Origin of the sequence: Stutzerimonas azotifigens (assembly GCF_013522725.1) — a bacterium.
GTDB classification, from domain to species: Bacteria; Pseudomonadota; Gammaproteobacteria; order Pseudomonadales; family Pseudomonadaceae; genus Stutzerimonas; species Stutzerimonas azotifigens_A.
In genome coordinates, this window is sequence record NZ_JAAMRF010000011.1 from 81,121 (window position 1) to 103,690 (window position 22,570).

The 22,570-nt window shown below is 64.9% G+C and carries 19 protein-coding genes and 2 tRNA genes; 5 read left to right on the plus strand and 16 right to left on the minus strand.

All coding sequences use genetic code 11. The features are described 5' to 3' along the window. Positions 1–125 precede the first annotated feature (125 nt). Together G7026_RS19415 and G7026_RS19420 are read left to right on the plus strand one after the other, a co-directional pair. A tRNA-Leu gene (locus G7026_RS19415) sits at positions 126–212 on the plus strand. 117 nt (positions 213–329) lie between these two features. After that, positions 330–416, plus strand: a tRNA-Leu gene (locus G7026_RS19420). Positions 417–566: 150 nt separating this feature from the next. On the opposite strand, the gene G7026_RS19425 is transcribed toward G7026_RS19420, so the two are convergent. The 11 genes from G7026_RS19425 to G7026_RS19475 form a co-directional block, all read right to left on the minus strand. Beyond that, positions 567–1,859, minus strand: a complete 1,293-nt coding sequence (locus G7026_RS19425; RefSeq protein ID WP_181072628.1) for an adenylosuccinate synthase — start codon at positions 1,857–1,859, stop codon at positions 567–569. Positions 1,860–1,946: 87 nt separating this feature from the next. Beyond that, positions 1,947–3,134, minus strand: a complete 1,188-nt coding sequence (locus G7026_RS19430; RefSeq protein WP_181072630.1) for an ATP phosphoribosyltransferase regulatory subunit — start codon at positions 3,132–3,134, stop codon at positions 1,947–1,949. A gap of 267 nt (positions 3,135–3,401) precedes the next feature. Beyond that, complete coding sequence (hflC, locus tag G7026_RS19435) at positions 3,402–4,268, minus strand: protease modulator HflC (protein ID WP_181072632.1); 867 nt, start codon at positions 4,266–4,268, stop codon at positions 3,402–3,404. Next, a complete protein-coding gene (hflK, locus tag G7026_RS19440; RefSeq protein ID WP_181072634.1) occupies positions 4,268–5,452 on the minus strand; it encodes an FtsH protease activity modulator HflK in 1,185 nt (394 codons plus the stop codon). Before hflK ends, hflC begins: the two co-directional genes overlap by 1 nt. Positions 5,453–5,550: 98 nt before the next feature. Continuing rightward, the gene (hflX, locus tag G7026_RS19445; RefSeq protein ID WP_181072636.1) at positions 5,551–6,852 is read right to left on the minus strand and encodes a ribosome rescue GTPase HflX; all 1,302 of its coding nucleotides are present in this window, start codon (positions 6,850–6,852) and stop codon (positions 5,551–5,553) included. A gap of 10 nt (positions 6,853–6,862) precedes the next feature. Continuing rightward, the gene (gene hfq / locus G7026_RS19450; protein ID WP_181072638.1) at positions 6,863–7,117 is read right to left on the minus strand and encodes an RNA chaperone Hfq; all 255 of its coding nucleotides are present in this window, start codon (positions 7,115–7,117) and stop codon (positions 6,863–6,865) included. An 86-nt stretch (positions 7,118–7,203) separates the two neighbouring features. Then, entirely contained in the window at positions 7,204–8,175 is a 972-nt protein-coding gene (miaA, locus tag G7026_RS19455) for a tRNA (adenosine(37)-N6)-dimethylallyltransferase MiaA (protein ID WP_181072640.1), read from the minus strand. Positions 8,176–8,253: 78 nt separating this feature from the next. Beyond that, positions 8,254–10,128: a DNA mismatch repair endonuclease MutL gene (gene mutL, locus G7026_RS19460; protein WP_181072642.1), complete on the minus strand. Its 1,875-nt coding sequence runs from the start codon at positions 10,126–10,128 to the stop codon at positions 8,254–8,256. Further along, the gene (locus G7026_RS19465; RefSeq protein WP_219858511.1) at positions 10,125–11,549 is read right to left on the minus strand and encodes an N-acetylmuramoyl-L-alanine amidase; all 1,425 of its coding nucleotides are present in this window, start codon (positions 11,547–11,549) and stop codon (positions 10,125–10,127) included. The genes mutL and G7026_RS19465 overlap by 4 nt, the downstream gene beginning before the upstream one ends. A 5-nt stretch (positions 11,550–11,554) precedes the next feature. Beyond that, positions 11,555–12,025, minus strand: a complete 471-nt coding sequence (gene tsaE, locus G7026_RS19470; protein WP_181072646.1) for a tRNA (adenosine(37)-N6)-threonylcarbamoyltransferase complex ATPase subunit type 1 TsaE — start codon at positions 12,023–12,025, stop codon at positions 11,555–11,557. Continuing rightward, entirely contained in the window at positions 12,013–13,503 is a 1,491-nt protein-coding gene (locus G7026_RS19475; protein WP_181072762.1) for an NAD(P)H-hydrate dehydratase, read from the minus strand. The genes tsaE and G7026_RS19475 overlap by 13 nt, the downstream gene beginning before the upstream one ends. Positions 13,504–13,575: 72 nt before the next feature. Between G7026_RS19475 and queG the strand changes: the two genes are divergently transcribed. Then, positions 13,576–14,649 carry a tRNA epoxyqueuosine(34) reductase QueG gene (gene queG, locus G7026_RS19480; RefSeq protein WP_181072648.1) on the plus strand — a complete coding sequence of 358 codons (1,074 nt, stop codon included), beginning with the start codon at positions 13,576–13,578 and terminating at the stop codon, positions 14,647–14,649. Here queG and G7026_RS19485 read toward each other — a convergent pair. Beyond that, the gene (locus G7026_RS19485) at positions 14,646–15,602 is read right to left on the minus strand and encodes a LysR substrate-binding domain-containing protein (RefSeq protein WP_258190362.1); all 957 of its coding nucleotides are present in this window, start codon (positions 15,600–15,602) and stop codon (positions 14,646–14,648) included. The genes queG and G7026_RS19485 overlap by 4 nt on opposite strands. 156 nt (positions 15,603–15,758) lie before the next feature. Here G7026_RS19485 and G7026_RS19490 point away from each other — a divergent pair, with 156 nt between their 5' ends. After that, positions 15,759–17,495: an IlvD/Edd family dehydratase gene (locus G7026_RS19490; RefSeq protein WP_181072650.1), complete on the plus strand. Its 1,737-nt coding sequence runs from the start codon at positions 15,759–15,761 to the stop codon at positions 17,493–17,495. 107 nt (positions 17,496–17,602) lie between these two features. Further along, the gene (locus G7026_RS19495; protein ID WP_181072652.1) at positions 17,603–18,748 is read left to right on the plus strand and encodes an aldose epimerase family protein; all 1,146 of its coding nucleotides are present in this window, start codon (positions 17,603–17,605) and stop codon (positions 18,746–18,748) included. 51 nt (positions 18,749–18,799) lie between these two features. Here G7026_RS19495 and dgoD read toward each other — a convergent pair whose 3' ends face one another. The 4 genes from dgoD to araH are packed head-to-tail and all read right to left on the minus strand — an operon-like array spanning position 18,800 to position 22,558. Continuing rightward, the gene (dgoD, locus tag G7026_RS19500) at positions 18,800–19,948 is read right to left on the minus strand and encodes a galactonate dehydratase (RefSeq protein WP_181072653.1); all 1,149 of its coding nucleotides are present in this window, start codon (positions 19,946–19,948) and stop codon (positions 18,800–18,802) included. A gap of 23 nt (positions 19,949–19,971) precedes the next feature. Continuing rightward, complete coding sequence (locus tag G7026_RS19505; RefSeq protein WP_181072655.1) at positions 19,972–20,595, minus strand: 2-dehydro-3-deoxy-6-phosphogalactonate aldolase; 624 nt, start codon at positions 20,593–20,595, stop codon at positions 19,972–19,974. Beyond that, positions 20,588–21,550 carry a 2-dehydro-3-deoxygalactonokinase gene (locus G7026_RS19510; RefSeq protein WP_181072657.1) on the minus strand — a complete coding sequence of 321 codons (963 nt, stop codon included), beginning with the start codon at positions 21,548–21,550 and terminating at the stop codon, positions 20,588–20,590. Before G7026_RS19510 ends, G7026_RS19505 begins: the two co-directional genes overlap by 8 nt. Positions 21,551–21,589: 39 nt before the next feature. Beyond that, positions 21,590–22,558, minus strand: a complete 969-nt coding sequence (araH, locus tag G7026_RS19515) for an L-arabinose ABC transporter permease AraH (protein WP_181072659.1) — start codon at positions 22,556–22,558, stop codon at positions 21,590–21,592. Positions 22,559–22,570 lie beyond the last annotated feature (12 nt).

Below are 22,570 nucleotides of genomic sequence, written 5' to 3' on the forward strand. Positions count from 1 at the left end.
CCTTTCAAGCGAATTATTTTTCGTAATCCGGGGTTTACAACCCAACACCCCCTCCGTATAGTTCGCGCCCACAATGTCGAGTAGATGTTGTAACACGGAAACAATTAAGTATCATCGTTTCCCGTGCCCAGGTGGCGGAATTGGTAGACGCACTAGGTTCAGGTCCTAGCGGTGGCAACACCGTGGAAGTTCGAGTCTTCTCCTGGGCACCACTTACAACGACACAAGGCTCAACCGATGGTTGCAGTTTTGTGGAGCGCAAGACGAAGTGACCGACTTCGGCTGATACATCAGCAAAACGGTCAGCCGATGAGTGATCATCGCAACGTGCCCAGGTGGCGGAATTGGTAGACGCACTAGGTTCAGGTCCTAGCGGTGGCAACACCGTGGAAGTTCGAGTCTTCTCCTGGGCACCACTCTTCATAAAAAAACCGAGCCACTGGCTCGGTTTTTTTATGTCCGCAAATCTCATCAGCCGGCTATGCGCCTGCCCTTCCCCTGGCGGCTGGAGATCTCTTCGACCACAAAAAAGCCGACCCTGGGTCGGCTTTTTTTACCAGCGCAAATCAGGCGTACGGATGACGCAGCACGATCGTCTCGTTGCGATCCGGCCCTGTGGAAATCACGTCCACCGGAGCGCCGACCAGCTCCTCGATACGCTTGATGTAGGCGCGGGCATTTGCCGGCAGCTCGTCGAGGCTCTTGGCTCCGACCGTGGATTCACTCCAGCCAGGCATATCTTCGTAGACCGGCTGCAGACCGTCATAGCTGTCAGCATCGGTGGGCGCCTCGATGACATTGCCGTCGCGATCCTTGTAAGAAGTACACAGACGCACCGTTTCCAGCCCGTCGAGCACGTCCAGTTTGGTCAGGCACAGGCCGGAGACGCTGTTGATCTCGATAGCGCGACGCAGCACAACGGCGTCGAACCAACCGCAACGCCGCGCGCGGCCAGTGGTGGAACCGAACTCGTTACCACGCTCGGCCAGGAACGCACCGGTCTCATCGAACAGCTCGGTAGGGAACGGGCCGGAGCCAACGCGGGTGGTATAGGCCTTGGTGATGCCGAGGATGTAATCCAGGTACAGCGGACCGAAACCGGACCCGGTCGCGGTGCCGCCAGCCGTGGTGCTGGAACTGGTCACATAAGGGTAGGTGCCGTGGTCAATATCCAGCAGCGAGCCTTGCGCGCCTTCGAACATAATTCGAGCGCCCTGCTTGCGCAGCTCGTGCAGGCGCGTCGCCACGTCAATGACCAACGGTTTGAGCGCTTCGGCGTAACCGAGGGCCTCGTCGAGAGTCTTCTGGAAATCCACCGGCTCGACTTTGTAGAAGTTCTGCAGGATGAAATTATGGTACTCCAACAGCTCGCGCAGCTTGACCGCGAAGCGCTCGGGGTTCAGCAGATCGGCGACCCGCAGCGCACGACGAGCGACCTTGTCTTCGTAGGCCGGGCCGATGCCGCGCCCGGTGGTGCCGATCTTGCCTTCGGAACGCGCTGCCTCACGCGCCTGATCCAGGGCGACGTGATAGGGCAGAATCAGCGTACAGGCCGGGCTGATCCGCAGGCGCTCACGCACCGGCACACCCTTCTCTTCGAGCTTGGTGATTTCGCGCATCAGCGCATCAGGCGCCAGAACCACGCCGTTGCCGATCAGGCATTGCACGTTCTCACGCAGGATGCCCGACGGAATCAGATGCAGAACGGTCTTCTCACCGTCGATCACCAAGGTGTGACCGGCATTGTGGCCACCCTGGAAACGCACGACGGCCGCCGCCTGCTCGGTCAGCAGATCGACAATCTTGCCCTTGCCCTCATCACCCCACTGGGTGCCCAGGACCACGACATTCTTACCCATAACCCTTTGCCCTCTTCGGCGAAGCTATGCCGGCGACGAGCCGGCGAAAATTCGTGCAGCGCTATTGGAGCGCCACGCTGTGGACGATCAACCAGCCAGCGGCCTCACCGCCCAGCCCCCGTCCTCGGGTACCAGCCGGCGATCGCAGCCGGCCATGGCAGCGGCGTGCTGATCCTGCCCATCGAGCGCCTGGACCACCCGCTCACCGGCCCGACGCAACTCGCATACCTGCTGCCAGAGCCCGGTATCGGTCGATTGCGGCGCCCAAATTCCGGTGGGCGCCGTGCACAGCTGCGCCACACCAAGGCTCACCAACGCCTTGAGATCGGTAGAAAAGCCCGTCGCTGGGCGCGCACGCCCGAAATCGGCACCGATGTCGTCATAGCGACCGCCCTGGGCGATCGACTGCCCCACGCCCGGGACGAAGGCGGCGAACACCACCCCGGTATGGTAGTGGTAGCCGCGCAACTCACCGAGATCGAAATACAGCGGTAGTTCAGGGTAGCGGAGCGCACACTGGTCTGCGATCTGGATCAACGTTTGCAGCGCGTCCTGCACCTGCGCGGGAGCGCCAGCGAGCTCACGCTCTGCCACATCGAGCACGTTGCGCCCACCACACAGGCCGACCAGGGCTCGAATCATCCGCGCCAGAGCCGGCTCGACAGCGGCCGTCAGCGCTTCGACCTCATCGATCGCCTTGCGCTGCAGCGCATCGAACACTTGCTGCTCGGCACTGCCAGACAGCCCGGCGGCACGCGCCAGCCCTCGATAGATGCCGACATGACCGAGATCCATGTGCACGTCCGGCACCTGCGCCAGCTCGAGCATCTCGAGCATCAGGCTGATCACCTCGATATCGCTGCCGACGCCGCCGTCACCATAGAGCTCGGCGCCCAGCTGGATCGGACTGCGCGAGGTCGACAGGGCCCGAGGCTTGGCATGCAGCACGCTGCCCGCGTAACACAGGCGGCTCGGCCCATCGCGACGCAGCGTATGGGCATCGACGCGCGCGACCTGGGGCGTGATGTCGGCACGCAGCCCCATCTGCCGCCCCGAGAGCGGATCAATCACCTTGAAAGTTTTCAGGTCGAGCTCCTGGCCAGCGCCGGTGAGCAGCGATTCGAGAAATTCGATATGCGGAGTGATGACCAGCTCGTAGCCCCAGCGCTGGAAAAGATCCAGAACCCGGCGTCGGGCGGTCTCGATGCGCGCCGCTTCGGGCGGCAGCACCTCTTCGATGCCATCTGGCAGGAGCCAGCGGTCTACCGTTGCCATTTCGCCATTCACCTCTCGATCCGGCAAGCCTAGTCAAGCAGACGAAGACCGTACCAGACCTGGCCAGCCTTCGTTTGACGTGCAGTTATGTGCGGTCCGCAGGACCTTCCCACCACCCGGACTGCTCCAGAGGGCGAGCCGCCCGGCCAATCGCTGGACGCAGACGCAAAAAAGCCGGGGTTTTCCCGGCCGGCGGATCATAGCAATGTTTTGCCGATGGGTCACCCGACGGCGCGTCGCGCCGTCGGGTGTTTCGACCCGATCAGGTTATTGACGCTTTTCCAGGTAGCGGAAAAATTCGCTGCTTGGATCGAGCACGAGCACGTCTTCCTTGCTCGAGAAGCTCTCGCGATAGGCTTGCAGGCTGCGATGGAAGGCATAGAACTCCCGATCCTGCCCATAGGCCTGGGCATAGATCGCAGCCGCTCGCGCATCACCGTCACCGCGCATCTCCTCGGCCTCACGGAAGGCCTCGGCCAACAGCACGCGGCGCTGACGATCGGCGTCGGCACGAATACCTTCGGCCAGCTCCTTACCCTTGGCGCGATGCTCGCGCGCCTCGCGCTCACGCTCGGAACTCATCCGTTCGAACACGCTGCGATTGACCTCACGCGGCAGGTCGATTGCCTTGACCCGCACATCGACCACCTCGATACCCAGCTCCTGCTGCGCCGCTCGATTGAGGCTCGCAGTAACCTGAGCCATCAGCTCGTCGCGCTGACCGGATACCGACTCGTGCAGGGTGCGCTTACCGAACTGGTCGCGAAGCGCCGCTTCCAGACGACGCGACAGACGCTCGTCGGCGATCTGCTTCATGCCGGACGTCGCAGTGTAGAAGCGCTCAGCATCATCCACACGCCACTTGGCATAGGCATCGACCATGAGCGCCTTCTTTTCCAGGGTCAGGAAGCGCGAGGTCGTCGAATCCAGCGTCATCAGGCGCGCATCGAACTTGCGCACGCTGTTGACGTACGGAATCTTCATATGCAGACCTGGCTGGACATCGGGCTCGACGATCCGGCCGAAACGCAGCATAACGGCGCGCTCGGTTTGCGAAACGATGTAGAAGCTATTCCACAGGACCAGCGCCAGCACCACGCCGACGATCAGCGCAGTCAGAGATTTATTGCTCATCAACGGCTCTCCCTGGTACGCAGATCACGCGGTTCCAACTCTGCTGGGAGACGAGTGGCCTGGCTCAACGGATCTGCACTGGCCGCTCTCGACTGAGGCGTATCACTACCACCAGAGCGATTGTTGATCATCTTGTCCAGCGGTAGATAGAGCATGTTGTTCTGCCCACTGTCGCCAGTGACCAGAACCTTGCTGGTATTGCTCATGAGTTCCTGCATGCTTTCAAGATACAGACGTTCACGGGTCACTTCCGGTGCACGGCGATACTCGGTGAGCAGTTTGGTGAAGCGATCCGCCTCACCCTGCGCTCTCGAGATGACCGCATCGCGATAACCGCTGGCCTCTTCCAGCATACGCTGGGCCTGACCACGCGCCTCCGGAATCACGCCGTTGGCGTAGGATTCGGCCTGGTTCTTTTCGCGCTGCTCGTCTTCACGGGCACGGATCACGTCATCGAAGGCTTCCTGCACTTCACGCGGGGCCGCCGCGCTTTGCAGGTTGACCTGGGTTACGAGGATGCCGGTGCGGTAGTTGTCGAGGAAACGCTGCAAACGCTCGCGCACGTCGGCCGCCATGGCCTCACGGCCCTCGGTGAGTACCTGATCCATCACGGTCGAACCGACCACGTGACGCACCGCGCTGTCGGTCGCATGCTGCAAACTGACTTCCGGCTGGTCGACGTTGAGCACGAAGGCTTGCAGGTTGTTGATCTTGTACTGAACGGTCAACGGCACTTCGATGATGTTCTCGTCTTCGGTCAACATCTGCCCCTGCTTACTGTAGGAGCGCTCGCGCGTGACGTTTTCCTGATACTTGCGATCGATCGGCGGGAAGTAGATGTTCAGGCCCGGACCAACGGTCTCGTAGTACTTTCCGAAGCGCAGCACGACAGCCTGCTCCTGCTCGTCGACGATATAGATCGCGTTGAACAGCCAGACCACCAGCAGCAGCGCAAGGCCGATCCAGATCAGACCGAAGCCACCTTTGCTACCGCCTCCGGTGCTTCCTCCACCACTGCGTTTTTTGCCGCCAAACATACCATTGAGGTTTTCCTGCAGTTTACGGAAAGCCTCGTCGAGGTCCGGCGGACCTTTCCTGTCTCCGCCGCCACCACCACCGCGACGGCCACCGCCGCCCCAGGGATCCTGATTGTTCGAGTTGCCACCCGGCTCATTCCAAGCCATAGCGCTCTCCATTCAAAAAAAGCTAAAGACGCGCCCACGGCACGCCCGCCAATGCTACAGAAAGCCCGAAAGCAGCGGCAAAGCCGCGCTTGCGGGCTTTATTGCAAAGTATGTTGCTCGAGGAACTCGGCAGGCTTCATGCCTTCGCGACTAATGAGGCGATACAGCTCCACACGCGGCACACGGACAGCCAGGACGCTGCCGCCCTGCTCGTCGTGATCTTCGCTCTGAACCGAATTGAGCTCGAACAGCTGTGCTCTAAAGCGTCCCAGCCGCTGCGGCAAACGCAACGTTCCGATGAAAAGGTCATTGCCGAGCAATTCGGCTACAGCCTGACGCACCAGATCCAATCCCAGACCATCCCGAGCCGATACCCAGACGCGCACGGGCTTGCCATCCGCGTCGCGCTGAATCTGCGGCTCGATCCCATCCATCAGATCGACCTTGTTATAGACCTCGAGGATCGGCAACGTCTCGGCGCCAATCTCGGCCAGCACCGCAAGGACTTGCTCGATCTGCTGCTCGCGCTCGGGCTCGTGCGCATCGATGACGTGCAGCAGCAGATCGGCGTTGCTGGACTCTTCCAGCGTCGCGCGGAACGACTCGACCAGCTTGTGCGGCAGATGCCTGATGAAACCCACCGTGTCGGCCAGTACGACCGGCCCCAGGTCCTCCAACTCGAGCCGGCGCAAAGTCGGGTCGAGGGTAGCGAACAGCTGGTTGGCGGCGTAGACCTCGGCGTCGGTCAGGGCGTTGAACAACGTCGACTTGCCGGCGTTGGTGTAGCCGACCAGCGAAACCGAGGGTATGTCCGCGCGACGGCGGCCACGACGAGCCTGCTCGCGCTGACTCTGCACCTTCTCCAGGCGCTGCTTGATCTGGCGGATACGCACGCGCAGCAGACGCCGGTCGGTTTCGAGCTGAGTTTCACCAGGGCCACGCAAGCCGATACCGCCCTTCTGCCGCTCAAGGTGCGTCCAGCCGCGCACCAACCGCGTACTCATGTGCTCGAGCTGGGCCAGTTCGACCTGCAGCTTGCCTTCGTGGGTACGTGCACGTTGCGCGAAGATATCCAGGATCAAGCCGGTGCGATCGAGCACACGGCATTCGAGCGCGCGCTCAAGGTTGCGCTCCTGGCTGGGCGTGAGGGTGTGATTGAAGATCACAAGCTCGGCCTCGTCCTGCTTGACGAGGTCGTGCAGCTCGTCGACCTTGCCGCTGCCTATCAGAAACTTGGCGGACGGCTGGTGACGGGCCACGTTGACGAAACCGACCGTCTCCGCACCTGCGGATCGGGCCAGCTCGCGAAACTCTTGTGGATCTTCACGCGCCGCAGGATCCTGGCCTTCCAGATGCACCAGGATGGCCCGTTCCCCTCCACCGGGGCGTTCGAAGAACAAGACCGCCGCCTCAGACGCTTCCCGAGTCGGCCTGGTCGTTTTCACCAGCGCTCGGCAAACGGACCGGGCGGCTCGGGACAACAGTGGAAATGGCGTGCTTGTAGACCATCTGGCTGACGGTGTTCTTCAGCAGGATGACGAACTGATCGAAGGACTCGATCTGGCCCTGGAGCTTGATGCCGTTGACCAGGTAGATCGAAACCGGGACGCGTTCCTTACGCAGGGTGTTGAGGTAAGGGTCTTGTAGCGAATGCCCTTTTGACATGTGCCGCACTCCTTAGAGGATCTTAGTAATATGAGGCCGAAAAACCGGCCGAATCGCCGTCCACATGGACGGTCGTTTTTGCAGTGTCAGCTCAATATGGTGAGCGATTGCAGGTATTTCAATGCTCGCGGCAGATTGTCGCACGCCAGGCTGTCCAACCAGTGTACTTCGTCCCAGCTTCGCAACCAGGTGAACTGCCGTTTGGCCAGTTGCCGGGTGGCGATGATGCCGCGCTGGATCATCTCGTCTCGGGAAAGCCTGCCCTCCAGATGATCCCAGACCTGCCGGTAGCCCACCGCTCGGATGGAGGGCAGACCGGGGTGCAGATCACCGCGGGCGTACAGGCCTTCGACCTCTTCGACGAATCCCTGTTCAACCATGCCCACGAAACGCCGCTCGATGCGTTGGTGCAACGTTTGGCGCTGCGCCGGCGCGATCGCGAGGTGCGCCACAGTATACGGGAAGAGATTCGCGCCTGCTTCGCCGCTGGCGCTTTTTTGCGACCGCTGCCGGGCCAGGTGCTCACTCATCGTCAGGCCGCTGACACGATACACCTCCAGCGCCCGGACCAGCCGCTGCGGATCGTTCGGATGAATGCGCGCAGCGGATTCCGGGTCGATCTCGGCGAGCTGGCGATGCAGCGAGGCCAGCCCTTCGGCATCCGCCTGCGCTTCGAGGTCGGCGCGAACCGCCGGGTCGGCACCGGGCATCTGGGCCAGGCCGTCGAGCAGCGCGCGGTAATAGAGCATGGTGCCGCCGACCAGCAGCGGAATCCGCCCGGCGGCGGTGATTTCCTGCATGACGGTCGTCGCGTCGTCGACGAATTCGGCTGCCGAATAACTCTGCGCGGGATCGCGGATGTCCACCAGGCGATGCGGATAGCGCGCCAGGATCTTGGGGGAAGGCTTGGCTGTGCCGATGTCCATCCCGCGATAGACCAGCGCCGAATCGACGCTCACCAGCTCGCAGGGGAGCACGCGGGCGAGTTCCAGCGCCAGGTCCGTCTTGCCGGAGGCGGTCGGCCCCATGAGGAAAATCGCAGGTGGCAAAGAGGGCATCTCAAGGCTCGGGCAAGGGGGCCGCATAGTTTCAGGGCAGCCCCGGAACGTCGCAAGAGGCCAGTTCCGCAGCGACGGTCAGCGACCGCGCATAAACAGCTTGTCCAGATCGTCCATGCCCATCTGGGTCCAGGTCGGACGACCATGATTGCACTGCCCGCTGCGCTCGGTGTGTTCCATGTCGCGTAGCAACGCGTTCATTTCCGGCAGGGTCAACCGGCGATTGGCCCGCACGGCGCCATGGCAGGCCATGGTCGCCAGCAGCTCGTTGAGATGCGCCTGGATGCGATCGCTGCTGCCATATTCCAGCAGGTCGGCCAGCACGTCGCGCACCAGCTGGGTGGCCACCGCCTGCTTGAGCAGCGAGGGTATCTGGCGGATCGCCAGCGACTCCGGCCCCAGGCGCTGCAGCTCGAAGCCGAGCTTCTGGAACCACTGCCCGTGCTCCTCGGCGCAGTCCGCCTCACGCTGGCTGACCGCAACGCTTTCCGGCACCAGCAACGGTTGGCTGCGCAACCCCTCGCTGGCCATCGCGGTTTTCAGGCGCTCATAGGTGATCCGCTCGTGCGCCGCGTGCATGTCCACCAGCACCATGCCCTGGGCATTCTCCGCCACGATGTAGACGCCCTTGAGCTGGGCGACCGCATAGCCCAGCGGCGGAATGTCGCCCTGGGTTTCAGGCAGGCCGACCGGCTCGGCGAGCGGCGCATAGTAGTCGCGATAGGCCCCCTGCACCTCGGCGGCCTGGGTCGGCCCGAGCGACGGCCGCGGCGCCTGGTAACCAGCTCCGGCGCCTTGCCAGGCCGGGACCTGCTGCAGCGGGCGCTCGAGCACGCTGGCCGACAGGCTCATCTCGTTCTGGCCGCGGAACTCGCCGGCCGCGGCACCTGACAACGGCGTCGCCACAGGCGCACCCGCTGGCGGGGCCAGTTGATCTTCGGGACGAACGTCGCCCAGCGCGCGATGCAGGGTGCCATAGAGGAAATCATGGACCATGCGGCTGTCGCGGAAACGCACCTCATGCTTGGTGGGGTGCACGTTGACGTCCACGACCGCCGGGTCGACGTCGAGAAACAGCACGAAGGTCGGATGACGGCCGTTGAACAGCACGTCGCGGTAGGCCTGGCGTACGGCGTGGGCGACCAGCTTGTCGCGCACCATGCGGCCGTTTACGTAGAAATACTGCAGGTCAGCCTGGCTGCGCGAGAAGGTGGGCAAACCGACCCAGCCCCACAGACGCAACCCGTTGCGCTCGATCTCGATGGGCAGCGCCTGCTCGAGAAAGGCCGGGCCGCACACCGCACCGACGCGCCGCGCCCGCGAGGCATCGTCCGCCGCCTCGTGCAGCGCGAGGATGCCCTTGCCGTTGTGCCGCAGATGGAAGGCCACGTCGAAGCGAGCCAGCGCGAGCCGCTTGATGACTTCCTGCAGGTGATCGAATTCGGTTTTCTCGGTACGCAGGAACTTGCGCCGCGCCGGGGTATTGAAGAACAGGTCGCGCACCTCGACCGAGGTGCCGACCGGGTGCGCGGCAGGCTGCACCCGTGCGTCCATGTCACGACCCTCGGTCTCGACCTGCCAGGCCTGCTCGGCGTCGGCGGTGCGCGAGGTCAGCGTCAGGCGCGAGACCGAGCTGATGGACGCCAGCGCCTCGCCCCGAAAGCCGAGGCTCATCACCCGCTCGAGGTCTTCGAGGTCGCGGATCTTGCTGGTGGCATGACGGGCAAGCGCCAGGGGCAGGTCATCGGCCGGAATCCCGCTGCCGTTGTCGCGCACCCGCAACAGCTTGATGCCGCCCTGCTCGACATCCATTTCGATGCGCCTCGCCCCGGAGTCCAGGCTGTTTTCCAGCAACTCCTTGATCACCGAGGCCGGGCGTTCGACCACTTCCCCGGCGGCGATCTGGTTTGCCAGCCGCGGATTGAGCAGCTGGATGCGCGGCATCTGGCTCATGGTTGCGCGGCCAGCGTCGTCGCTGGAATCGTCAGGGTCTGGCCGACCTTGATGACGTCGCCGCTGAGGTTGTTGGCGCTGCGCAGGGCCGCAAGGCTGATCTGATAGCGTTGCGCGAGCAGCGCCAGGCTTTCGCCGGAGCGCACCACATGCTCCCGGGGGCCATGGACGATCTTGCCCGAATCACGCTGCCAGGCCACGTAGGTTCCCGGCGGCGGGTTTTCCTGGAAGAACTGCTGCACGCCGCTACGGATCGAACGGGCCAGGGCCTGTTGGTGGGCGGCAGTCTGCAGCTTCTTCGCCTCGGACGGGTTGGAGATGAAGCCTGTCTCGACGAGGATCGATGGGATGTCCGGCGACTTCAACACCATGAAACCGGCCTGTTCGACGCGCTTCTTGTGCAGCGGCGTGATGCGTCCCATGTTGCTGAGCACCTTCTGCCCGACGTTCAGGCTCGAGGACAGCGAGGCGGTCATCGACAGGTCCAGCAGCACGCCAGCGAGCATCTGGTCCTTGTCGCCGAGGCTGACGTTGCCAGCACCGCCAATCAGGTCGGAGCGGTTTTCGCTGTCGGCCAGCCAGCGCGCGGTTTCCGACGTCGCGCCGCGGTCGGACAGCGCGAACACCGAGGCACCGTAGGCCGACGAACGCGGCGCCGCGTCGGCATGAACCGACACGAACAGATCGGCGCCCTTCTTGCGGGCGATCTCCGTGCGTTTGCGCAGCGGAATGAAGTAGTCACCGGTGCGCACCAGCTCGGCCTTGAAGCCTTTCTCGGCGTTGATCTGGCGTTGCAGCTCCTTGGCGATCTGCAGCACCACGTGCTTTTCATAGACCTTGCCGGGGCCGATGGCGCCCGGGTCCTCACCGCCGTGGCCGGCGTCGATGGCGATCACGATGTCGCGTTTGCTGCTCGGCACGATCGGCAACTTGGCTGCCGGCAGGGTCGGGCTGACGGGGGCGACGGGCGAGCTCGGCGCGGTATTCGCTGGCACATCGGCAGTAACCGGCGCCGCGCCCGGATCGAACAGGTCGACGACCAGGCGATGGCCATACTGTTGGTTAGGGGGCAGCGTGAAGCTCTTTGGCGTGACCTGGGACGACAGGTCGATCACTACGCGCAGCTCTTCCGGCGAGCGCTGCGCCGAACGCATGCCGGTGATCGGGGTGTCTTTCAGAGGCAGCTGATCCAGCGACGTGGTCAGGTTGGCACCGCTGACGTCGATGACGATGCGCTCAGGCGCCGAGAGAGTGAAGACGTTGTGCTGCACCGGCCCCGAGAGGTCGAAGACCAGCCGGGTGTTGTCCGGAGCCCGCCACAGGCGCACGCTTTGCACATCGGACGCAGCCCAGGTCTGGACCGCCACAAGCAGTAAAACCAATCCGGTAACCAGCGCGCGTATGCGCATACCCAACCCCATGCTTGTTATGACTCTCCGATGGTCAGGACGGCGCACCAGGCTTCGCCCCGCTCGCTGAGCGGCGACAGGCGCAGCGAACGGCCGGCCCCATGCGGCGTAATGGTAATGTCCATATCGGCCTTTGGCAAAATGCCTGCCCCGCGCTCCGGCCACTCGACCAATGTCAGGGCGTCGCCTTCGAAGTAATCGCGGATGCCGAGAAACTCCAGCTCCTCCGGATCGACCAGACGATAAAGGTCGAAGTGGAACACCCTGACCTCGCCGATCTCATAGGGCTCGACCAGTGTGAAGGTAGGGCTCTTGACCTTGCCCTGATGGCCGAACCCCTGCACCAAACCGCGTGACAGCGTGGTCTTTCCGGCACCCAGATCACCGTGCAGGTAGATGACGCCGCGCCCGCCCGTGGCGTGGGCGATGCGCCCGCCCAGGGCCGTCATCGCCGCTTCGTCGGGTGCCAACAGAGTTACTTCAGGCATGGCGACTGCTCCTCGAGGATTTGACGGATGGCGGGTATCAACTCGCTGGCGGCCAGGCCGCGCCCGAGACTGCCGAGCCTTTCGCCGGCCCGGGCGTGCAGCCAGGCGGCAAGGCAGGCCGCCTCGAAGGGCGCCAGATGCTGCGCCAGCAACGCCCCGATCAAGCCGGACAGCACATCGCCGAGGCCAGCCGTAGCCATGGCTGGATGACCGCGATCGCAAAGAGCCAGGCGACCTTCAGCATCGGCGATCAGGGTACCGGCGCCCTTGAGCAGCGCGACGCAACGATAGCGCTCGGCCAGGGCGCGCACCGCCGCTGGGCGATCGGCCTGTACCTCTGCCGTGGACCAACCGAGCAGGCGCGCCGCCTCGCCAGGATGCGGCGTGATCACGCAGCGCTGCGGCAGCTCCACTGCGCCAGCAGCCAGCAGGTTCAGCGCATCGGCGTCCCACACCTGGGGCATTTCGCACTGGCCGGTGATCGACAGCAGGCTTCGCCCCCAGGGCGCCTGGCCGAGACCTGGGCCGATCACCAGCACATCGGCGCGCTCGATCAGCGCCCCCAGGCCATAGGTGGACTCCACGCCGCTGCACATCACCTCAGGCTGGCGCACCAGCGAGGCAACGACGTGCTCCGGCCGGGTCGCCAGGCTGACCATGCCGGCACCGCTGCGCAACGCAGCCTCGGAGGCCAGCAGTGCGGCGCCTCCGGTGCCCAGATCACCGCCGATGACCAGCACCTGGCCGAAGCTGCCTTTGTGGGCGGTGCGCGAGCGCGGGGCGAGGGTCGGCAATTGCTCTCCGGCCAGCCGCTGTGCGGACGATGTCACCTGGGCCAGAATCTCGGCGCCGGCCTGCAGCTCGTCGAACACCAGTTCACCGGTCAGCGCAGGGCCTTCGCCGGTCAGCAGTCCGAGCTTGAGCCCGATGAAGGTCACGCAGAGATCGGCCCGTACCGCAACGCCGAGGACCCGCCCGGTGTCGGCGCACAGCCCGGACGGCAAATCCACTGCCAACACCGGCTGGCCGCTGGCATTGATCGCCGCGATGGCACTCGCGTAGGGCTCGCGCACCTCGCCCCGCGCGCCGGTGCCCAGCAGTGCGTCCACCAGCACGCCCTGCAACGGTGCCGTAATCGACCAGGGTTCGATATCGACCCCAGCGGCCCGTGCCTCGACCAGCGCCTGCGCCGCGTCTGCCCGCAACGCCGTCGGCTCGCCGACCGCCAGCACCTTGACCTGCCAGCCCGCCTTGCGCGCCAGTGCCGCCATCAGGTAACCGTCACCGGCGTTGTTGCCATGACCGGCCAGCACCGTAAGCTCGGCGGCCTCGGGCCAGCGTCTGCGCAGCGCGCGCCAGGCGGCGTGGGCGGCGCGGTGCATCAGCTCGAAGCCAGGCGTGCCGGCCGCAATCAGGCGAGCGTCGAGGTCGCGGACCTGGCTGGCCGAGTAAAGGGCACGGGGAAGTGGGTCGTTCATCAGTGGCATGGATCATCACATGGGATTGTCTGGCAGAATTATACGCCCCCGCCTCGCCAGCCGCCGTAGCCGATGTCCACCGCCACGCTCGATACCACCGAACTCGCCGATACCATCAAGCAATGGGGACGCGAGCTGGGCTTTCAGCAGGTCGGCATCACCGGCATCGACCTGGGCGAGCACGAGGCGCACCTGCAACGTTGGCTCGAGGCCGGCTACCAGGGCGAGATGGACTATATGGCCGCTCACGGCAGCAAGCGTTCCCGACCGGCCGAATTGGTGCCCGGCACGCTGCGCGTGATCTCCCTGCGCATGGACTATCTTCCGGGCGACACCCGGATGACCGAAAGGCTCGGCGAACCCGAGCGGGCCTACGTATCGCGTTATGCCCTTGGCCGCGACTACCACAAGCTGATCCGCAAGCGCCTGCAGCAACTGGCCGAACGCATCGAGGAACGGGTCGGGCCGTTCGGCTACCGCGCCTTCGTCGACAGCGCGCCGGTGCTGGAAAAGGCCGTCGCCCAGCAGGCAGGCCTCGGCTGGATCGGCAAGAACACCCTGGTGCTCAACCGTAAAGCCGGGAGCTGGTTCTTTCTTGGCGAGCTGTTCGTCGATATCCCACTGCCGGTGGACGCGCCACAGGAGACCAGCCACTGCGGCAGTTGCAGCGCCTGTCTGGACGTCTGTCCGACCGACGCCTTCGTCGGGCCTCAACTGCTGGACGCGCGCCGCTGCATTTCCTACCTGACCATCGAGCACAAGGGACCGATACCGGTCGAACTGCGCGCGAAAATCGGCAATCGCGTGTTCGGTTGCGACGACTGCCAGATCGTCTGCCCGTGGAACCGCTTCGCCCGCCCCACCGAACAGCCGGACTTCCAGCCGCGCCACAGCCTGGACAATGTCGAGTTGGCCGAACTGTTCCGCTGGAGCGAGGAGGAATTTCTCAGCCGCACCGAAGGCTCGCCGCTGCGCCGCGCCGGCTATGAGCGCTGGTTGCGCAACCTCGCGGTAGGGCTCGGCAATGCGCCATCGACGATTCCGGTGCTCGAGGCGCTGCAGTCGCGACGCGAACACCCCTCGGCGCTGGTGCGCGAACACGTCGACTGGGCGCTGGCGCAGCACGACGCGCAGCGCGCCAGCTAGCGCCCCACTCCGGCGGTCTGCCTGAGCAACCCAAGTACCGCCCTCGCCGCGGGCGAAAGCAGTGCCTCATCCTGGGTGATGATGCCGTACGCCATCAGGTTGCGATTGAGCGCCTCCTCGATGCCCTCCTCCAGCGCCACCGCCTCGAGCATGCCATAGCGAGCGTAGTGGGCCAGCACATCGCGGGGCAGCACCGTGAGCATGTCGCAGCTCTCCAGCAGGGTGGTCACCATCAGCAGGTTCTCGGCATTGACCACCCGCCCCGGCGGCGACAAGCCAACCCTGCGAAACAGGTCATCGAACTCCTGACGCAGCACGCTGCCCGACGGCGGCAGCACCCAGTCGGCCTGCCGCAGCCGCTCGAGCGACCAACGCCCCGCCGCCCGTCCGGGCCGGGCACACACGCAGAGGCGCTCGTTGTGCAGCGGCTCGAAGCGCAGGCCGACGTGCTGGCTCTGGGCGAAGAACCGCGCCACCAGAAAATCCAGCTCGCCGGCCTCGAGGTCGGCCATCAGGTCGCGGCTCGAACCGGTCCGCACGCTGATTTCCAGCGTCGGATAGGCCTGCCTCGCGTTGCGAATGACGGCCGGCAAAAGGTCCGCACAGGGCGTCAGTATGGTGCCAAACGCCACCTGCCCTCGGTGCCCGTCCCGCAAGGCGCTGACCTCGGCGAAGGCTTCGTCCAGACTGGTCAGCATGCGCCGCGCGTGGCGGATCAACGCCTCGCCGTATTCGGTCGGCACCACGCCGCGCGCGTGGCGCTCGAACAGCGTCACGCCCAGCCCTTCTTCCAGTTCCTTGAGCAGCTTGGAGGCTGCCGGCTGCGAGATGCCCAACCCCTCGGCCGCACGGTTGAGGTTCAAGGTGTCCCCCAGCCCCACCAGCAACGGAATGTGCCGGCTCTTGAGACGGACCCGCACGAACCAGTTCTGTGCCAGTGGCTTCATCAACATACCCATTCGTATATGTGGAAGGCGGAATCGGATATTTGTTGATGATGGCTCGACTGTCTAGCGTTTATCGAGCGCGTCGCGCGCACGCCTATAAAAACAAAAGGGAGGCCCAGGCCCGGACGTGTCTGGACCGCCCGCCGACCGGCAGGAAATCCCATGACCGACAAGCGCCCCTTGCGCTCCGCGCAGTGGTTCGGCACCACCGACAAGAACGGCTTCATGTACCGCAGCTGGATGAAGAACCAGGGTATCCCCGACCACGAATTTGACGGCAAGCCGATCATCGGTATCTGCAACACCTGGTCGGAACTCACTCCGTGCAACGCGCACTTTCGCAAGATCGCCGAGCACGTGAAGAAGGGTGTGCTGGAGGCAGGGGGCTTTCCGGTGGAGTTTCCGGTGTTTTCCAGCGGCGAGTCGAATCTGCGCCCCACCGCCATGCTGACCCGCAACCTCGCCAGCATGGACGTCGAAGAGTCGATCCGCGGCAACCCGGTGGACGCCGTGGTGCTGCTCACCGGCTGCGACAAGACCACCCCCGCGCTCTTGATGGGCGCGGCCAGTTGCGACGTGCCGGCCATCGTGGTCACCGGCGGGCCGATGCTCAACGGCAAGCACAACGGCCGCGACATCGGCGCCGGGACCATCGTCTGGCAGATGCACGAGGCCTATAAGGGTGGACTGATCAGCCTCGACGAGTTCCTCTCGGCCGAGGCCGGCATGTCGCGCTCGGCCGGCACCTGCAACACCATGGGCACCGCCTCCACCATGGCCTGCATGGCCGAAGCACTGGGTACCTCGCTCCCTCACAACGCAGCGATCCCGGCCGTGGATTCGCGCCGCTACGTGCTCGCGCACCTGTCCGGCATGCGCATCGTGGAAATGGTCTGGGAAGATCTGCGCCTGTCCAAGGTGCTGACCAAGCAGGCCTTCGAGAACGCCATCCGGGTCAACGCGGCCATCGGCGGCTCGACCAATGCGGTCATTCATCTGAAGGCGATCGCCGGGCGCATCGGCGTCGAGCTCGAGCTGGACGACTGGACCCGCATCGGCCGCGGCATGCCGACCCTGGTCGACCTGCAACCGTCCGGGCGCTTCCTCATGGAAGAGTTCTACTACGCGGGTGGGTTGCCTGCCGTGATCCGCCGGCTGGGCGAGCACGACCTGCTGCCCAATCCCGAGGCGCTCACCGTCAACGGCAAATCGCTCTGGGAGAACTGCGCCCTGGCGCCGATCTACGGCACAGACGAGGTCATCCGCACGCTGGACAACCCGCTGCGGGCCGACGGTGGTATCTGCGTGCTGCGCGGCAACCTGGCACCGGCCGGCGCGGTGCTCAAGCCGTCCGCCGCAACCCCGGAGCTGATGATCCATCGTGGCCGGGCTGTGGTGTTCGAGGACTTCGACGACTACAAGGCGCGCATCGCCGATCCCGATCTGGACGTCGACGAAACCTGCGTACTGGTAATGAAGAACTGCGGGCCCAAGGGTTATCCCGGCATGGCCGAGGTCGGCAACATGGGCCTGCCGCCGAAGGTGCTGGCCAAGGGCATCACCGACATGGTGCGCATTTCCGATGCGCGCATGAGTGGCACCGCCTACGGCACCGTGGTACTCCACGTGGCGCCGGAAGCCGCGGCGGGCGGCCCGCTGGCGGTGGTGCGCAACGGCGACATGATCGAACTGGACTGCAACGCCGGGCGGCTGCACCTGGACATCGACGATGAAGAGCTCGCCCGTCGCCTGGCCGATTGGCAACCGCCGCAAGGTCTGCTCTGGGACGGCGGCTATCGGCGCCTCTATGTGGACCACGTACTGCAGGCCGATCAAGGCTGCGATTTCGACTTTCTGGTGGGCTGCCGCGGCGCTGAAGTCCCCAGGCACTCCCACTGAGCAGCACAGGCCGGATCCGCCGTCCGGCCACCCAGGTCCGCCCCGTCCGTCATCGAACGGGCGCGCGACGATCCTCCACGAAAACAACAACGCAAACGGTGGTCAAGATGAAAGCGGCACCCCTTCTCAGCGGTATCGGACTTGCACTGATGATCAACTTATCTGCCCAGGCCGCCGGCCTGTCCAATGAGCGCGGCGCCTTCGGCCAGACGCCCGACGGCCAGGCGGTGGAGAAATTCACCCTGAAGAACAGCCATGGCGTCGAGGCGGTAGTCATTACCTACGGCGGCATCCTGCAATCGCTGAAGGTGCCGGACAAGAACGGCAAGCTCGACGATATCGTGCTCGGCTTCGACGATGTGGCCGGCTACGTCGAGAACGGCAACGTCTATTTCGGCGCGACCATCGGCCGCTTCGGCAATCGTCTGGCCAACGGCCGCTTCGAGCTCGACGGCACCACCTATCAGGTTCCGCAGAACGACGGCAACAACGCGCTGCACGGCGGGCCGCAGGGCTTCGACAAGCGCGTATGGGAGGCTCGGCAGGCCGACCAGGACGGCCGGGTCGGCGTCGAGCTGACCTACGTCTCGCCGGACGGCGAAATGGGCTTTCCCGGTACCCTGACCACCCGGGTGACCTACAGCCTGGACGACGACAACACCTTGCGCATCCAGTACCACGCCACCACCGACAAGCCGACGGTGCTGAACCTGACCAACCACAGCTATTTCAACCTGTCCGGTGCCGGCAGCCCAAGCATCCTGGAGCAGGTCGCCACACTGCATGCCTCGCGCTATACGCCGGTGACCGAGAAGCTGATTCCCACCGGCGAGCTGCCCGAGGTGAAAGGCACCCCGATGGACTTTCTCACGCCCACCGCCTTTGGCGCCCATATCCGCGACGACCATCCGCAGCTGAAATTCGCCGAGCCCGAGCAGGGCGGCTTCGACTTCAACTGGGTGCTCGATACCGAGGGCGATGTGAGCAAGCTCGCCGCCGAGGTGCATGACCCGGCGTCAGGGCGAAGGCTGTTGATGTACACCACCGAGCCGGGCGTGCAGCTCTACACCAGCAACTTCCTCGACGGCAGCATCAAGGGCAAGGGCGGCAAGACCTACCCGCACTGGAGCGCCTTTACCCTCGAGACCCAGCACTTCCCGGATGCACCCAACCAACCCGACTTCGCCAGCACACGGCTGAATCCGGGGCAAACCTACACCCAGACCACGCTGTACCGCTTCCCGACGCCCTGACGGCGCCGAGCGCTGACATCCCGGCGGCGATCAGCCGCAGGGCTGCCCGACTCACCACTCCGCCAGGCTGCCATCGGCATGGCGCCAGATCGGGTTGCGCCAGCGGTGCCCGATGCGGGCCTGCTCGATGACGAACTCCTCGTTCACCTCGATGCCCAGCCCCGGCCCGTTCGGGATCGCGACGAAGCCGTCCTGATAATGGAATACGTCGGGGTTGGCGAGGTAGTCCAGCAGGTCGCTGCCCTGGTTGTAATGAATGCCGAGGCTCTGCTCCTGAATGAACGCGTTGTAGCAGACGCCGTCGAGCTGCAGGCAGGCCGCCAGCGCAATCGGGCCGAGCGGGCAATGCAGCGCCAGGGCGACATCGTAGGCCTCGGCCATGGTCGCGATCTTGCGCGTCTCGGTGATGCCGCCTGCGTGGGAGGTGTCGGGCTGGATGATGTCGACATAGCCCTCGGCGAGGATGCGCTTGAAGTCCCAGCGCGAGTAGAGCCGCTCGCCCAGCGCGATGGGGGCACAGGAAAGCGGCGCCAGCTCCTTGAGCGCCTCGTAGTTTTCGCTCAGCACTGGCTCCTCGATGAACATCGGCCGATAGGGTTCGAGTTCCTTGATCAGGATCTTGGCCATGGGCTTGTGTACCCGGCCGTGGAAGTCCACGCCGATGCCAATGTCTCTGCCCACCGCGTCGCGCACGGCGGCCATGTTCGCCAGCACCGCATCGACCTTGGCGTGGCTGTCGACGAACTGCATTTCTTCGCTGGCGTTCATCTTCACCGCGCTGAAACCGCGCGCCACCGCCTCACGCGCGGCATTGGCGGTGTCGGCCGGGCGATCGCCGCCGATCCAGGAATACACCCGGATCCGCTCGCGCACGCGCCCACCCAGCAGCTCGCTGACCGACACGCCCAGCGCCTTGCCCTTGATGTCCCATAGCGCCTGGTCGATGCCGGCCACGGCGCTCATGTGGATTGGCCCGCCGCGGTAAAAACCGCCGCGGTACATCATCGTCCAGAGGTCCTCGATGTTTCGCGGATCGCGGCCGACCAGGTAGTCGGCCAATTCCTGCACCACGGCAGCGACGCTGTGCGCCCTGCCCTCGACCACGGGCTCGCCCCAGCCAGCGATGCCCTCGTCGGTTTCGATCTTCAAAAACAGCCAGCGCGGCGGCACCACGTGGGTGGTCAGGCGAGTGATTTTCATCGTCGTTCTCTCGAGGGTTGCGATCAGCCCGCCGTCATGTGGCGAGCTTGGATGAAGGTCTGCGCCAGGCGTCCGACCTCGGCGGACGACATGCCCGGACGGTAGAGCGCGCCGCCAAGGCCAAAACCGACCGCGCCTGCGGCGAGATACGGCGCCATCCGTTCGGGTGTGATACCGCCGACCGGCAGCAGCGCAGTGTCCTCCGGCAGGACAGTCAGCCAGGCCTTGAGCGCACCGGGGCCTATCTGCTCGGCGGGGAAGATTTTCAAGGCATCGGCGCCTGCAGCCAGCGCCGCGAAGGCCTCGCTCGGAGTCGCCACGCCCGGCGCGCATGACAGGCCAGCCGCTACGGCCGCCTGTATGACCGTTGCATCGCAATGGGGCATGACCACCAGCTGCCCCCCCGCATCCTTGAGGTGCTGCACCTGCTGCGCGTGGAGCACCGTACCGGCACCGACCAGGCAATCCTCGGGCAGGGTCCGGCGCAGGGTTTCGATGCTGCGCAGCGGCTGGGGCGAATTGAGCGGGACTTCGACGATGCGTATACCCGCCGCGTACAGCGCCTGGCCGATCGCCTCGGCCTCGTCGGGTGCGATACCGCGCAGGATGGCGATCAGCCCGTTGCGGGCCAGAGCCGTGTCAAACATGAGCGCTGCTCCCTGACGAGGCGCCAACCAACCCGGCGCCGACAGCGATCTTCCACAGCCCCGTCACGGTGGCTTGCGGAGCAAAGCGCAGCGACTCGAAACCGCAGTGCTCCAGCGCCCAGAGATAACGCGAGCAGAGCGCGCCGTTGCCGATCAGCACGATGGGCTGATCCGCCGACGCGTGGCACAGCGTGCGCATCGCCATCAGCTCATGACCGATCAGCAGCCCGGAGAGGTAATCGGGCTGCGCCTCGCCGCTCAGGGCACCGGTGAGCACCAGCGTGCGGCTGCTGAAGATGGTCGACAGCGGCCCGCCCAGCCCGTCGCTCGACTGCGCCACCCGCAGGCCGCGCTCGAACGCCTGGGCGTCGAAGGCATCCCTCATGACCGCCGTGCGACCGAGGATCGTATGGGCGAGCAAGGCGCTGTAGACCTCGCCGGTCATGAACGTGTGAAAGCGACTGAGCTGCCCCTGCTCGACCGTGACCCATTTGCTGTGGCTGCCGGGCAAACCGATCAGCAGCGAGCCCTGGTCCTGCGAATGTTCTTCGAGCAGACCGAACACCTGGGTTTCCTCGCCGCGCATCACGTTGGGCAGCGCGCCGCGTTGAATCACCCCTGGTACTAGCCACAGCGGCATGCCATCGGTGCGCTCGACCGGCCGCAACGCGGCGCCGAGGTCCGCAGCAGTCAGTGGCGCCTCGACATAGGCGGCCTCACGCCAGCCCTGGACGCTGCCAACCATGCCGCAGGCGATCAGAGGCACATGTGGGTCGGCCTCCTGCCAATCCCCGCAGGCCTGTTGCAGCGCCCGCTCGAAGCCGGCATCGCTGCCGTCCAGCTGCATGATGCCGAGCGCCAGGCTGCGCTCCTCGATCAGCTGGGCAGCCGCACCCAGCCGATATGCGCGCAAGGAACTGGTGCCCCAGTCCAGCGCGATCAGTTCTGTCTTCACGAGGCAGTCTCCAGGCGCCGTCTCGGCGGCGCGGCGGTATCAGCGCTGCTTGAGCCGATCGATGATCACCGCCAGCAGCAGGATGGTCCCGCGGATGACGTACTGGTAGAAGGTGTCGATGTTCTTCAGGTTCATCGCGTTCTCGATGATCGCGAGGATCAGCACCCCGGCGATCACATGACGGATCATGCCGATGCCGCCGCTGAGGGAGACGCCGCCGAGTACGCAGGCGGAAATCACCGTCAGCTCGAAACCCTGGCCGATCATCGGCTGGCCCGAGGTCATCCGCGAGGCCAGCACCACACCGGCCAGCGCACCGACCAGGCCGTGAACCGCGAAGATGATGATCTTGGTCCGGTCGACGTTGACCCCGGCCAGCAGCGCGGCTTCCTGGTTGCCACCGATGGCCATGGTGTTGCGCCCGTAGGTGGTGTAGTTGAGCAACCAGCCGAAGAAGATGAAGCAAGCGATGGTGATCAGGATCGGCACCGGCACGCCGAACAGCTGGCCGTTGCCGAAGATGAAGAAGTCTTCCTGCATCACTCCGACCGCCTTGCCGTTGGAGAAGATATAGGCCAGCCCGCGGACGATCTGCATCGTCGCCAGCGTCGTGATCAGGGCGTTGATGCGCAGCTTGGCGATGACGATACCGTTGATCAGCCCGACCACCAGCCCCATGGCGAGCGCCGCAGCGACGCCAAGCATCACGCTTTCGGTATCGCGCATCACCACCGCCGCGACCACCCCGGCGCAGGCGATCACCGACCCCACCGAGAGATCGAAATGCCCTGACGCCAGGCAGAACAGCATGGTGCAGGCGGCGATGCCCACGGTGGAAATCGCCAGCCCCAGTCCGCGCATGTTCAGCGGCGAGAGGAAGTTGTCGATGAACAGCGCCGACAGCGCGAAGATGCCCAGCGCCGCCAGCAGCATCACCCAGTCATCGAGAAAGCGGCGCATGTTCAGACCCTGCCGTGGCGCGGCCAGGGCGTTTTGTTGAGCGGACATAAAGCACCTCGT